This window comes from Bacteroides sp. MSSM.1001136sp1_RTP21357st2_D2_RTP21359_211015, from assembly GCF_040913205.1.
GTDB lineage: Bacteria > Bacteroidota > Bacteroidia > Bacteroidales > Bacteroidaceae > Bacteroides > Bacteroides ovatus.
In genome coordinates this window covers 28,766-42,813 of sequence record NZ_JBDFVF010000038.1, presented here as the reverse complement: position 1 = coordinate 42,813, position 14,048 = coordinate 28,766, and the positions used below count along the sequence as shown (strand labels likewise).

At 43.9% G+C, this 14,048-nt stretch carries 12 protein-coding genes; 5 read left to right on the top strand and 7 right to left on the bottom strand.

Features of this window, described 5'->3' with window-relative positions; genetic code table 11:
- Positions 1 to 44: 44 nt before the first annotated feature.
- The 5 genes from ilvC to ilvD form a co-directional block, all read right to left on the bottom strand.
- On the bottom strand, positions 45 to 1,088 hold the full coding sequence (ilvC, locus tag AB5217_RS20645; RefSeq protein ID WP_004306754.1) for a ketol-acid reductoisomerase: 1,044 nt from the start codon (positions 1,086 to 1,088) through the stop codon (positions 45 to 47).
- 69 nt (positions 1,089 to 1,157) lie between these two features.
- Positions 1,158 to 1,901, bottom strand: coding sequence for an acyl-[acyl-carrier-protein] thioesterase (locus tag AB5217_RS20640; RefSeq protein WP_004326143.1), 744 nt, complete (start codon positions 1,899 to 1,901; stop codon positions 1,158 to 1,160).
- Between the two features lie 5 nt (positions 1,902 to 1,906).
- Positions 1,907 to 2,464, bottom strand: a complete 558-nt coding sequence (gene ilvN, locus AB5217_RS20635) for an acetolactate synthase small subunit (RefSeq protein ID WP_004299476.1) — start codon at positions 2,462 to 2,464, stop codon at positions 1,907 to 1,909.
- 57 nt (positions 2,465 to 2,521) lie between these two features.
- Complete coding sequence (gene ilvB, locus AB5217_RS20630) at positions 2,522 to 4,216, bottom strand: biosynthetic-type acetolactate synthase large subunit (RefSeq protein ID WP_004326144.1); 1,695 nt, start codon at positions 4,214 to 4,216, stop codon at positions 2,522 to 2,524.
- A 124-nt stretch (positions 4,217 to 4,340) separates the two neighbouring features.
- A complete protein-coding gene (gene ilvD, locus AB5217_RS20625; protein ID WP_004312414.1) occupies positions 4,341 to 6,140 on the bottom strand; it encodes a dihydroxy-acid dehydratase in 1,800 nt (599 codons plus the stop codon).
- A gap of 481 nt (positions 6,141 to 6,621) precedes the next feature.
- Between ilvD and AB5217_RS20620 the strand changes: the two genes are divergently transcribed.
- Positions 6,622 to 7,200 carry a peptidylprolyl isomerase gene (locus AB5217_RS20620; RefSeq protein WP_004313581.1) on the top strand — a complete coding sequence of 193 codons (579 nt, stop codon included), beginning with the start codon at positions 6,622 to 6,624 and terminating at the stop codon, positions 7,198 to 7,200.
- 141 nt (positions 7,201 to 7,341) lie between these two features.
- On the opposite strand, the gene AB5217_RS20615 is transcribed toward AB5217_RS20620, so the two are convergent.
- Entirely contained in the window at positions 7,342 to 8,628 is a 1,287-nt protein-coding gene (locus tag AB5217_RS20615) for a serine dehydratase subunit alpha family protein (RefSeq protein WP_008776287.1), read from the bottom strand.
- Between the two features lie 133 nt (positions 8,629 to 8,761).
- Here AB5217_RS20615 and AB5217_RS20610 point away from each other — a divergent pair, with 133 nt between their 5' ends.
- Both AB5217_RS20610 and AB5217_RS20605 read left to right on the top strand, forming a co-directional pair.
- Positions 8,762 to 9,847: a PCMD domain-containing protein gene (locus AB5217_RS20610; RefSeq protein WP_032843984.1), complete on the top strand. Its 1,086-nt coding sequence runs from the start codon at positions 8,762 to 8,764 to the stop codon at positions 9,845 to 9,847.
- A 119-nt stretch (positions 9,848 to 9,966) separates the two neighbouring features.
- Positions 9,967 to 10,755: a porin family protein gene (locus AB5217_RS20605; protein WP_050486498.1), complete on the top strand. Its 789-nt coding sequence runs from the start codon at positions 9,967 to 9,969 to the stop codon at positions 10,753 to 10,755.
- 103 nt (positions 10,756 to 10,858) lie between these two features.
- Here the strand turns inward: AB5217_RS20605 and AB5217_RS20600 are convergent, their stop codons facing one another.
- Positions 10,859 to 11,425, bottom strand: coding sequence for a calycin-like domain-containing protein (locus AB5217_RS20600; RefSeq protein ID WP_004299469.1), 567 nt, complete (start codon positions 11,423 to 11,425; stop codon positions 10,859 to 10,861).
- A gap of 161 nt (positions 11,426 to 11,586) precedes the next feature.
- On the opposite strand from AB5217_RS20600, the gene aroC reads away from it, so the two are divergent.
- Both aroC and AB5217_RS20590 read left to right on the top strand, forming a co-directional pair.
- Positions 11,587 to 12,663, top strand: coding sequence for a chorismate synthase (aroC, locus tag AB5217_RS20595; RefSeq protein WP_004321863.1), 1,077 nt, complete (start codon positions 11,587 to 11,589; stop codon positions 12,661 to 12,663).
- The gene (locus AB5217_RS20590) at positions 12,663 to 14,027 is read left to right on the top strand and encodes a dipeptidase (RefSeq protein WP_004299465.1); all 1,365 of its coding nucleotides are present in this window, start codon (positions 12,663 to 12,665) and stop codon (positions 14,025 to 14,027) included. The genes aroC and AB5217_RS20590 overlap by 1 nt, the downstream gene beginning before the upstream one ends.
- Positions 14,028 to 14,048: the final 21 nt, after the last annotated feature.

Sequence of the window (14,048 nt, the reverse complement as noted above, 5' to 3'; positions counted from 1 at the left end):
AAAAAGCTCTCTCCTTCTTTTAAAACTTGTATAATCTGGTCTAATTAATTATTCTCCGGACGAAGTTTACGAACAGTTACAGCAGTCTGCCACATTTCGCTTTCGCGTAATTGACGGAGCTCCTCGTTTAACTTTTCACGATAATCAGGTTGTGAATTACTATCAATAGAAATCTGTGCTTCGTTACCAGTCTTCACGCTATTATACAACTTTTCAACTACCGGTTTGATAGCATCGTGGAATGGGCCCATCCAATCGAGAGCACCACGTTGAGCAGTAGTAGAGCAGTTAGCGTACATCCAGTCCATACCGTTCTTTGCGAATAACGGCATCAATGACTGTGTCAGTTCTTCCACTGTTTCATTGAATGCTTCAGAAGGACTATGACCGTTTTCACGCAATACTTCGTACTGTGCCAGCAACAAACCTTGGATAGCCCCCATCAATGAACCACGTTCACCTGTCAGGTCAGAAGTAGCCTCACGTTGGAAAGTTGTTTCGAACAGATAACCGGAACCGATACCAATACCCAGTGCGATGGTTCTTTCGTAAGCCTTGCCTGTAGCATCCTGATAGATAGCATAAGAAGAGTTCAAGCCGCGTCCTTCGAGGAACATAGTACGCAAAGATGTACCCGAACCTTTAGGAGCAACCATGATAACGTCGATATCAGCAGGAGGAACTACACCTGTACGGTCGTTCCAAGTGATAGCAAAACCGTGTGAGAAATAAAGAGCTTTTCCGGCAGTCAGGTAAGGCTTGATAGTAGGCCATACTGACATTACTGCTGCGTCAGACAACAGACACATTACAATAGTACCTTTCTCACAAGCTTCTTCGATACCGAACAAAGTTTCACCCGGAACCCATCCGTCTGCTACTGCCTTATCGTATGTTTTTCCTTCACGTTGACCAACGATTACATTGAAACCGTTATCACGCAAGTTCAGTGCCTGTCCAGGACCCTGTACGCCATAACCGATTACAGCGATTGTTTCATTTTTCAATACTTCACGAGCTTTTTCCAATGGAAATTCGTCACGGATTACTACAGTTTCAGTAGTACCTCCAAAATTCAACTGTGCCATTTTCTTTTTGTTTTTAGTTTTTGATGACTTACGCCATCTGTGTTATTAATTGATTTTATATTCTCACATTTATTCAAATATCACTTTCGAGCGGCAAACAACTTCATTGCCATTCTTCTTCACTTCTACGTGAAACTCGTTTGCGTTCACTTCATCGCAGAAGAAAGAGAGTTCATCACCAAAATAGCTTTCCGCCACATACGCCATTTCAAAACGACGGATACGTTTGGTCTTATACAATTCAATCGGGAACAAATCAAGGATATGCTCGATGTAACGGATGCTGTTTACATGACCGTTGATATCTATATCACTGTATTTTGCCGTCAGGGTAGCTATCGGCTGATCGCTTGTCACTTTGATGCGTGAAGGCTTTTCAATCGGGCAAGGCTCATCACAGACATAGTCTACGATACTTCCCCCATGCAAAGTCAACAAGTCGGCAGGCTTGCGGGTATTAAGATTAATCATTGCCCATACGGAACGTGCGTAGCCAATCTTCTTTCCATCCTTATCGAGGATAGCAAAATTACGGTCCGTAAACAAACGGTAGACATTTTCCACCCACGTCTGAACCGAGAAATTCTCATACTGATAAGGCATTTCATCCAACTCAATAGCCAGACGTGAAAGCACCCATGTATAATTGTCCTCATTCAGCGTTGCAATACCAAAACCACGGTCATTGGCGTGAAAACCTGCACAATTCAGCAGATGATTTCCCAGTACCCCCATGGTCAAACGTCCGTTGAAGTCAACATGGAACGGTTCTGCCACAAACTGATAAGTCCCTATTCTATTTTCTTCACTCATTATTCTTATTGGTTTTTACTTTGGTTATACATAGCTTCCCGTCCATCGAGAAACTCATTCACCCGTTCAAAGCAGCTGGTAGTAATCGCTACACGTCCCGAACGAACAAACTGCAAAACACAATTCAAAGCCTTCAGTTCACCATAGAGCGAAGTTATATCTTCGCTCATTCCATTTTTCTCGACAATAGAAAATACCGGATTGACTTCCACTATACGTGCATTGTATCTACGAATCAGCTTGGATGCTTCCGGATTCTCCTGAAAAGCAGGAGTAGACACCTTATATAATGCAATCTCGTGGAAATAAATCTCATCCTCTGTGAAATAATGTGCCTGAATCACGTCGATCTTCTTTTCGATCTGTTTCACTACCTTCTCAATGATGTCCTTATCAGTCCAGGCTGTTATTGTATACTTATGTACACCTTTAATAGAAGAAGCAGATACATTCAGACTCTCAATATTTATTTGCCGACGGGTAAATACAGCAGTTACCTGATTCAGCAACCCGGCTATATTCTCCGAATGAACAATGATTGTATATAACGTTTTATCACTCATAACTCTAATTTTTTAAATGCGAACTCTCAACTCTCCATTCTCAACTCTCAACTTCTCCTAGCACTCCAGCAACATCTGGTTTACCGAACCACCCGGAGGAGTCATCGGCAAAACATTGCCTTCTTCCACCACGCAAGCTTCGAGCAGGAACGGTCCGTCCGTTGCCAGCATTTCAGTAATAGCTTCCTTCAGTTCTTCACGAGTGAAAACACGCTTGGAAGGAATATCATAAGCCGAGGCCACTTTCATATAATCCGGATTCAACATCGGGGTAAACGAATAGCGACGGTTGAAAAACATAGCTTGCCACTGACGTACGTTTCCGAGGTAATTATTGTTCAGGCAGATAATCTTCACCGGAGCCTTCTGCTCCATAATCGTACCCAGTTCCTGAATATTCATTTGCAGTCCGCCATCTCCCATAAATACGCATACGGTACGTTCCGGTGCTCCGAAAGTTGCCCCGATAGCTGCGGGAAGCCCGAAGCCCATTGTTCCAAGTCCTCCGGAAGTAATGATACTGCGTTCTTTCGTATATTTAAAGTAACGTGCAGATATCATCTGATTTTGACCTACATCTGTTACCAAAACAGCTTCATGGTGAGTAGCGTCACTTACCGCACGTACCACTTCCCCCATGCTCAAAGAGTTTGTGGCAGGATGAAGTTCAGGACGGATTACTTTTTCCTCCTCTACTTTCTCATATTCTTTGAAGCTATCAATCCATTCGGTATGAGTGTTCTTTTTCAGGAGTTTCGTCACAGAAGCCAGTGTTTCCTTGCAATCTCCCAATACAGCTACATCTACCTTTACATTCTTATTAACTTCCGCAGGATCGATATCAAAATGAATCACTTTTGCCTGTTTGGCATAAGTAGCCAAATTACCGGTCACACGGTCGTCAAAACGCATACCGACAGCAATCAGCACATCGCATTTATTGGTATTGATATTCGGTCCCAGATTGCCGTGCATACCCAACATACCTTTATTCAACGGATGTTCTGTCGGCAAAGCCGAAAGCCCGAGCAGCGTACAACCCGCAGGCATATCCGCTTTTTCGATAAACTCGCGCAATTCGCTCTGTGCATTTCCCAGTTCAACACCTTGTCCAACCAATACAAGCGGACGTTCAGCGTTATTAATCAGTTCGGCAGCAGCCTGTACAGACTCCTCGTCCATATCGGGAACAGGAACATAGCTACGGATAAAATCGACTTTCGTCGGTTCGTATTTCGTTTTCTCTACTTGCGCATTTTTGGCAAAGTCCAGTACCACCGGCCCCGGACGACCACTACGAGCAATGTAAAACGCACGTGCTACCGCCCAGGCTACATCTTCCGCACGGCGAATCTGATAACTCCATTTAGTGATTGGCTGGGTGATACCTACCAAGTCAACTTCCTGAAAAGCATCCGTCCCAAGAAAGCCTGTTCCTACCTGTCCGGCAATCACCACGATAGGCGTACTATCGATCATCGCATCTGCAATGCCTGTTACCGTATTGGTTGCTCCGGGACCGCTCGTCACCAGGCAAACACCTACATCACCCGATACACGGGCATAACCTTGTGCGGCATGGGCAGCTCCCTGTTCGTGACGAACCAAGATATGGTTCAATATATTTTGATGATCGTACAAGGCATCGAATACCGGCATAATAGAGCCACCGGGGTAACCAAAGATGGTAGTCACTCCCTGATGTTCCAAGGAGCGCATCAAAGCCTCTGCACCTGTTATTAAATCTTTCATATTAGTTGATAGTTGATAAATGATAAATGATAGTTGAGAAATGACAGTTGAAAATGAATGGTTTACAATCATTGCGCTAAGTGCTGCGCAGCTAACTATTACCTATCAACTATCACCAACTATATTATATAATTCTCACTGCTCCCTTATCGGCAGAGCTTACCATGCTGGCATACGCCTTCAGGCTCTTTGGTACATAACGGTCACGAGTGACAGGAGTCATCGGACGGGCTGCCAGTTCTTCATCCGTCAGTCGCACGTTAATCTTCCGGGCCGGAATATCGATTTCGATAATGTCTCCGTCTACAATTTTTCCGATATTGCCTCCAGCTGCCGCTTCAGGAGAAATATGTCCGATACTCAATCCGGAAGTTCCACCGCTGAAACGTCCGTCGGTAATCAAAGCACATTCTTTTCCGAGATGACGGGATTTTATATAAGAGGTAGGATAAAGCATTTCCTGCATACCGGGACCACCCTTCGGACCTTCGTGCGTGATGACGACGACGTCTCCACTGACGACTCGACCTCCGAGGATGCCTTCACAAGCTGCTTCTTGCGAATCAAATACTTTGGCAGGTCCGGTAAACTTCCAGATACTTTCGTCTACACCTGCTGTTTTTACTACACAACCGTCTTGAGCAATATTGCCTTTCAATACGGCCAGTCCGCCGTCTTTACTGTAAGCATGTTCCAAGTCACGGATACATCCGTTTGCACGGTCCTTATCCAGTTCCTTATAGTACATACCTTGTGAACCAAGTACGAGATTGAATTTATTTCCGGCTGCGCTCGAATATTTCTTAATTGCTTTTTCGCTCACATTCGGGCTGGTGATTGAATATTCATTAATAGCTTCTGCCAGTGACATTCCGTCTACCCGGCGAACGGATGTATCTATCAAACCGCCCTTTGCCAGTTCGTCCATAATGGCAATGATACCACCGGCACGGTTTACATCCTGAATATGATATTTCTGTGTATTGGGAGCCACCTTGCAGAGGCAAGGAGCCTTGCGGGAAAGCATGTCGATATCATCCATCTTGAAGTCTACCTCTGCTTCGTGAGCAACAGCCAACAAGTGAAGAACCGTATTGGTAGATCCCCCCATTGCTATATCCAGCGTCATGGCGTTCAGGAAAGCCTGACGGGTAGCGATGCTACGGGGAAGTACACTTTCGTCTCCTTCTTCATAATATAATTTTGCATTTTTCACGATCAGTTCCGCAGCGTCTTTGAAAAGTTGCGTACGGTTTTCGTGTGTCGCTACAATGGTTCCGTTGCCGGGAAGAGCCAGTCCGATTGCTTCATTCAGGCAGTTCATCGAGTTGGCGGTAAACATACCGGAGCAGCATCCGCAAGTAGGACAAGCATTTTGCTCGATATTCGCTACTTCCTGATCGCTAACACTTTCGTCGGCCGATTTAATCATCGCATCGATCAAATCCAGGTGCTGGCCATTCCATTCTCCCGCTTCCATCGGACCACCCGATACAAATACGGCAGGGATATTCAGACGCATAGCCGCCATCAACATTCCGGGAGTGATCTTATCGCAATTGCTGATGCATACCATTGCATCTGCCTTGTGCGCATTGACCATATATTCTACGCTGTCTGCAATGATGTCACGTGAAGGAAGCGAATAAAGCATACCGTCATGTCCCATTGCTATACCGTCGTCGATAGCTATTGTATTGAATTCCGCAGCGAAGCATCCTAGCTTCTCAATCTCTGCCTTCACCAGCTGACCGATTTCATGTAGGTGTACATGCCCCGGGACAAACTGTGTGAACGAATTGACGATAGCGATAATGGGTTTACCCATCTGATTCTTCTTCATGCCGTTGGCTGCCCACAATGCACGGGCTCCCGCCATCCGACGGCCTTGTGTACTAAACGAACTGCGTAATTGCTTTTTCATTTCAATCTATCTTTTAATTAAAGAGCCTTCCTCACACAAGTGAGAAAGGCTCTAAATTCTATCTTTTATGGTACGAACACATACAACACAAAAACCTTTCTCACGCTCTTGATGGGACCACCACGACGCGAATAATATGCAGGACTGCTAGGTTAATAGATGTATGTAACATATTCATATCTTCTTTTCTTTATTTTCGTGCTGCAAAGGTAAGGGCTTTTTTATTATATCCAAACAAATCGAAGAAAAAAATCACTTAAAAGCGAATAATTGTAAGAAAAGAGAGGTATTATTTCTCTATTTTATCACTTAAAGGTTGAATTTACAACTATTATCTAACTGCGCGCCTCACTTTCTTTTTCTGACAAAAGCACTTAATAATCTGAAATTTACCCTCCCTATACCGGAGTACAAGCAAATAATTCGTATCTTTGTAGACCCGTATTTACGGGAATTATTAATCAGAAACAAAAAAGATCAGATGGAAACAGTAGAAAACAAGTACATTACCGTTGCATACAAACTATATACAATGGAAGATGGTGAAAAAGAGTTGTTCGAAGAAGCAAAAGCAGAACATCCCTTTCAATTCATTTCAGGATTAGGAACAACACTCGAAGATTTCGAAAATCAGATAACTGCTCTTTCTAAAGGTGATAAATTTGATTTTACCATTCCGGCAGATAAGGCTTACGGACAATATGACGAACAACACGTTATTGACCTCCCCAAAAATATTTTTGAAATAGATGGCAAGTTTGATAGCGAACGTATTAAAGAAGGTAACATCGTACCTTTGATGACTGGCGACGGTCAGCGCGTAAATGCCAGCGTAGTAGAAATCAAACCGGATGTTGTAGTAGTTGACCTCAATCACCCGTTGGCTGGTGCCGACCTGATTTTCGAAGGTGAAATACTGGAAAGCCGTCCTGCTACTAACGAAGAAATCCAGGAATTGGTGAAAATGATGAGTGGCGAAGGTGGTTGCGGTTGCGGATGCGACAGCTGCGGTGATGGCTGTGGCGACGACTGCGGTTGCGAAGGCGGACACTGTCATTAATTGAAGTATTAAGTATAAAGTATTAAGTATTAATTCCGTGCGGATATAACCGGAGTTTTAATACTTAATACTTTTTTTATGCCGTCATTCCGGCTAATACTTAATGCCTAATACCTAATACTTGATACTTAATACTTAAAATCAGCATCCTTTGTGCGTCATGATGTCAAGTACCATTTTATCCGTTTCGTTCATGGCTTGCGAGCCGATTCTTGTCAGGTTACGGATACTTTGGTCTACATCTTCATCTATAATTCCTTCTACGGAAGTCACACAACGGTCTTCCATTGCCATCATGGCAGACAGTACGGCTGTCGAAACTCCGGTGGTTACCTTCAAGGCACAACTCGGTTTTGCACCGTCACAAATCATTCCTGTCAAATTGGCAATCATGTTTTGAACAGCGAAAGCAACCTGATTGTAGTTTCCTCCCATTAACCAGGTGATTCCACAACTGGAACCTGTGGCAGCTACCACACAACCACACAAAGCAGACAAACGTCCCAAACTTTGTTTGATATATATAACAGTGAGATGGCTAAGCATTAAAGCACGGATCAGTTCTTCTTCACTTTTTCCGTTTTCTTCTGCAAAGACAACGACGGGGAGTGTAGCGGATATCCCCTGATTACCACTGCCGGAATTACTCATTACGGGAATCATAGCACCGGCCATACGGGCGTCACAGGCAGCCGACGTATAAGAGAGGATATGAGAAAACACGCTATCCCCCATCACTTTATGCTCATAAGTTCCCCGAAGCATTTTCCCTAAAGAATGTCCGTAGTTACCTTTAAAGGCTTGCTCGGCAGCAGCTTTGTTCAAACGGGCTGTGTCAAGGATGAAACGGATTTCATCCAGCGGAGCAGTCAGTGCAAAGTCATATACTTTACGCAAGTTTAGTTCGGGCGAAGCCTCTTCCTCTTCCTCGCTGACTGTTTGTTGCTTGTCGAGCAACGTTTGTTCATCTTTGGCTATATATATAAAGGTAGTATGTCCACCGGCAATGATGGCTTTAGCCGTTTTATCTTCCGTTTTACAGATCACTTCGATATAAAGCTTTTCCGTAATATCTTCTTTTAGAGAAATACAAATCCGTTTTTCTGCGATGAATTGTTTTCCCTGTTCCACCGCTTCCGGCGTACAATCCCTCAACACCTCCAACTGATAATCTGATTTGCCAATCAACGCCCCCAAAGCAACCGCTATGGGAAGCCCGACCATACCCGTTCCCGGTATTCCGACTCCCATGGCATTCTTTAATATATTAGCACTTAACAGGACTTCTATCTTTTCCGGTTTCGCTCCCAGTGTTTCGGCAGCTTTAGCTACACAAAGCGCTACTGCGATAGGTTCCGTACATCCGATAGCCGGAATGACCTCCTTCTTAATCAATTCTATAATTTGCCTTCTTTCTGATTCAGTCATGGACTTATAAGTTTTGGTTCCACAAAAATAAGAAATTCTTTCTTTTCCAACATTCTATAATGAACAAATAAAATCTCATATTGTTATAAAATCTCCCATACACCAAACTTTAACAGAAAGAATTGATAGAAAAATGAAAGCAAAACACATAGTTGTTTATTTGCTACTAGCTATTGTTTCCTCTTCATGTATCCGCGAAGAAGCTCTCAATGCAGAAGCAGACATATTAAGTTGTATACTACCGGGAGTAGCCATGACAACCAGTCCTATTATTAACAATAATTCCATAACTATCTTTGTTGGTCCGGGAACTGATATTTCAGAACTCAAGCCTGAATTTACACTGACTCCGGGAGCTGCGATCAGTCCGCTTAGCGGCACGGAGCGAAACTTCAATACCCCACAGGAATATACTGTTACAGCTGCCGATGGTGTTTGGAAGAAAACGTATACCGTATCAGTGATCGACACGGAACTTGCCACAAACTATAATTTCGAAGATACACTGGGCGGAAAGAAGTACTACATATTTGTGGAACGCGAAGGAGATAAGGTCGTCATGGAATGGGCCAGCGGAAATGCGGGTTATGCCATGACCGGAGTAGCTAAAACAGCCGATGATTATCCCACTTTCCAAATAACAGACGGAAAAGCCGGCAAATGCCTCTCCTTAGTGACACGCAGTACCGGATTCTTCGGCCAGATAGCAGGAATGCCTATTGCGGCAGGAAATCTGTTTATCGGCTCTTTCGATGTGAATAACGCTATGAGCAATCCTCTGAAAGCAACTAAATTCGGCCTCCCTTTCCGGCATGTACCCACTTATCTGGCTGGTTATTATAAATACAAAGCAGGAGATCAGTTTACAGAAGGAGGAAAACCTGTGAACGGGAAACGGGACATCTGTGACATATATGCCATCATGTACGAAACCAGCGAATCCGTTCCTACTCTCGACGGAACGAATGCATTCACCAGTCCGAACCTGATTTCAACAGCACGGATTAATAATGCCAAAGAAACGAACGAATGGACTTACTTTAAACTTCCTTTCATCACTCTCCCCGGAAAATTCATAGATAAGGAGAAGCTAAGGGATGGGAAATATAATATAGCCATCGTGTTCACCTCAAGCCTGGAAGGAGATCAGTTTAACGGAGCAATCGGAAGTACATTACTGATCGACGAGGCAGAGTTAATCTATCGCTCGGAAAATTAGCGGAATTTCGAAGAAGAATTTTCCATAGCAATACGCTGATAATGCGCTCAAACAATGTACTCATACAAAACGTACACATTATCAAACAAACGGAATTAAATAACTTTATAACAATCATAATGATAAAAATCTATCCGTATATATTCAGTTTACTAGCCTGTATAGGAATAGCTCTCCCCGGCTATTCACAGGTAGACCGAAATGAAACACTGATCCGTTCCGCCCTTCACGGACTGGAATATGAGATTAAAGCAGGTTTCAGCATTGGCGGCACAGCCCCGCTTCCCCTTCCGGTAGAAATCCGTTCGATTGACGGATATAACCCGACACTGGCCATCAGCATAGGGGGCGAAGTAACCAAATGGATTGCCGTTCAGAACAAACTCGGAATCATAGTCGGACTCCGGCTCGAAAACAAAGCAATGACCACCGAAGCCACCGTAAAAAATTACAATATGGAAATTCTCGGACAAGGAGGTGAAAGAATCAGCGGAGTATGGACGGGCGGAGTGAAAACCAAAGTACATACCGCCGGACTGACTATACCTCTAATGACTACCTACAAACTAAGTAACCGATGGAACATCAAAGCCGGACCTTATTTCTCGTATCTGCTTTCAAAAGAATTTTCAGGTCATGTGTACGAAGGATATTTGCGGGAAGATGATCCCACCGGTCCGAAAGTAGAATTTACCGACGGCAAAATTGCAACCTACGATTTCTCGGACGACTTGAGACATTTCCAGTGGGGATTACAGGTGGGAGCCGGATGGCGAGCTTTCAAGCACCTCAATGTGTATGCTGATCTCACCTGGGGATTGAACGATATATTTAAAAGCGATTTTAATACAATCACTTTTGCAATGTATCCTATCTATTTGAATATAGGTTTTGGGTACGCATTTTAAGTCTCACCACAGATTACACAGATTACACAGATTAACACAGATTGATTTATAAGTCATAGACTATCAATATAAATAATCTGTGTAATCTGTGGTGAACAAGAAATTAATTTCCACCAGACTCTGCCACCTGTTTCACTCCGGAGTAGGTCACCTTTACAGTCTGTTGCAATGTAGGCACTTTCACGTTAATGGTCATGTCTGCATTTCCATCTTCTACCGTTCCTGTAACAGTTACAGGACAAGTACCCAAAGCAGCGGCATTTCCCTCAAACGTAAGGTCTTGCTGTCCGGTAAATGTAGACACACCTTCCCCTTTCTTCACTTCACACTTATCAACAACAATATCTCCAAACTTCAGAATCTGTTGATTGATGAACAATTCAAACTCCTTCAGTTCAATCTTCACTTCCGTATTGCTGACCTGCGATAGGGTAATAAACTTCTCTATTCCATCTCCTATGACAATTTCCTGGTCAGAACCATCCGGTATCATGGATATATCCAGATTTCCCCAATACGTTCCGACTACATCCGGAGCCGTTATCACAGCTTCCTCTTCAGGAGGATTCCCATTATCCTTGTTATCACTGTCGTCATCGTCACTGCTACAAGCAGCAAAGAAAGTAAGAGAGCAGACCAATGCCAATAAATACAATAGATTCTTTTTCATACGTCTTTGGTTTAGTTATTATAATAAATTCGTCCCTTATAAACTAAAAAGAAGAAAAAAGGTTCAATATGCTTCCTTTTTCGAAGATATTTCGAGTTCACAACTTTCTTATCGAAAACTTTGTTATATTTGCATATAGTAATTTTAAAAAAGCCACAACTATGTTTAATTCATTTGGCAATATCTTTCGGCTCACAAGTTTCGGTGAGTCTCATGGAAAAGGAGTTGGAGGAGTGATTGACGGATTTCCGGCAGGAATTGTCATCGACGAAGAATTCGTACAACAAGAACTTAATCGTCGCCGTCCGGGACAATCCATTCTTACCACTGCACGTAAAGAAGCTGATAAAGTTGAGTTTCTTTCAGGTATTTTTGAAGGGAAATCCACCGGATGCCCTATTGGTTTTATCGTTTGGAATGAAAACCAACACTCCAATGACTACAACAATCTGAAAAATGTATATCGTCCTTCACACGCTGATTACACGTACACAGTGAAGTACGGAATCCGTGACCACCGTGGCGGCGGACGTTCTTCCGCACGCGAAACGATTTCGCGCGTGGTAGCCGGCGCATTGGCTAAGCTGGCACTCCGCCAATTGGGAGTCAACATCACTGCCTATACCTCGCAGGTAGGTCCTATCAAACTGGAGGGTACTTACTCGGACTATAATTTCGACCTGATAGAAACCAACGATGTACGTTGTCCGGACCCTGAAAAAGCAAAAGAAATGGCAGACCTTATATATAAGGTAAAAGGTGAAGGCGATACCATCGGAGGTACACTGACCTGTGTCATTAAGGGATGCCCCATCGGATTGGGACAACCTGTTTTCGGTAAACTTCATGCTGCCCTGGGTAACGCCATGTTAAGCATCAACGCTGCCAAAGCATTCGAATACGGTGAAGGATTCAAGGGATTGAAAATGAAAGGTTCCGAACAGAACGATGTTTTCTATAACAATAACGGACGGATCGAGACGCACACCAATCACTCCGGAGGTATTCAGGGAGGATTGAGTAATGGTCAGGATATCTATTTCCGTGTAGTGTTCAAACCGATTGCCACGCTGCTGATGGAACAGGAAACTGTCAACATTGATGGCGTCGACACCACTCTGAAAGCACGCGGACGTCATGACGCTTGTGTATTACCTCGTGCCGTACCTATCGTAGAAGCAATGGCTGCCATGACCATACTCGATTATTACTTACTGGATAAAACGACGCAACTCTAATGAACGAGATTCAGAAATACATAGCGGCACACGAACCAAAGATGATGGATGACTTGTTCAGCCTTATTCGCATTCCCAGTATCAGTGCTCTGCCAGAGCACCACGACGATATGCTGGCTTGTGCGGAACGCTGGGCACAACTGTTATTGGAAGCAGGTGTGGACGAAGCATTGGTAATGCCCTCACAGGGCAATCCGGTTGTTTTCGCTCAAAAGATCGTGAACCCGGATGCAAAGACTGTATTAATCTACGCTCATTACGATGTGATGCCGGCCGAACCATTGGAACTCTGGAAAAGCGAACCGTTTGAACCGGAAATACGTGACGGACATATCTGGGCACGTGGAGCGGATGATGACAAAGGACAATCGTTCATTCAGGTGAAAGCATTTGAATATCTCGTCAAAAACGGATTACTGAAGAATAATGTGAAGTTCATCTTCGAGGGTGAAGAAGAAATAGGTTCACCCAGTCTGGAAGCTTTCTGCGAAGAACATAAAGAATTGCTGAAAGCAGACGTTATTCTGGTGTCGGATACGAGTATGCTAGGAGCTGAACTGCCCTCATTGACTACTGGTCTGCGCGGGCTGGCTTATTGGGAAATAGAAGTGACGGGACCGAATCGTGACTTGCATTCCGGACATTTCGGGGGTGCGGTAGCCAATCCGATCAACGCGCTTTGCCAGATTATTAGCAAAGTAACGGATGCCGACGGACGTATCACTGTTCCCGGATTCTACGATGATGTGGAAGAAGTGCCGCAAACCGAACGGGAAATGATAGCCCATATTCCTTTTGACGAAAAGAAATACAAAGAAGCAATCGGTGTAAAAGAGCTTTTCGGAGAAAAAGGATATAGCACATTGGAACGTAACAGTTGCCGTCCGTCTTTTGACGTATGTGGCATTTGGGGCGGATATACAGGAGAAGGTTCTAAAACCGTACTGCCTTCAAAGGCTTATGCTAAAGTATCTTGCCGGTTAGTACCGCATCAGGATCACCATAAGATTTCGCAAATGTTCGCAGATTATATTCTTAGTATCGCGCCTGATACAGTACAGGTAAAAGTGACTCCCATGCACGGGGGACAAGGATATGTGTGCCCGATTTCACTTCCTGCCTATCAGGCAGCAGAGAAAGGTTTCGAGATCGCTTTCGGGAAAAAGCCGTTGGCGGTACGCCGTGGCGGAAGTATTCCCATCATCTCTACTTTCGAACAGGTATTGGGAATCAAAACCGTATTGATGGGATTTGGACTCGAATCGAATGCGATCCATTCTCCGAACGAGAACTGCTCATTGGATATCTTCCGGAAAGGGATAGAGGCAGTCATAGAGTTTCATCAGGAATATGCCAGACGATAAAGCGGATAAATAACAATCAAG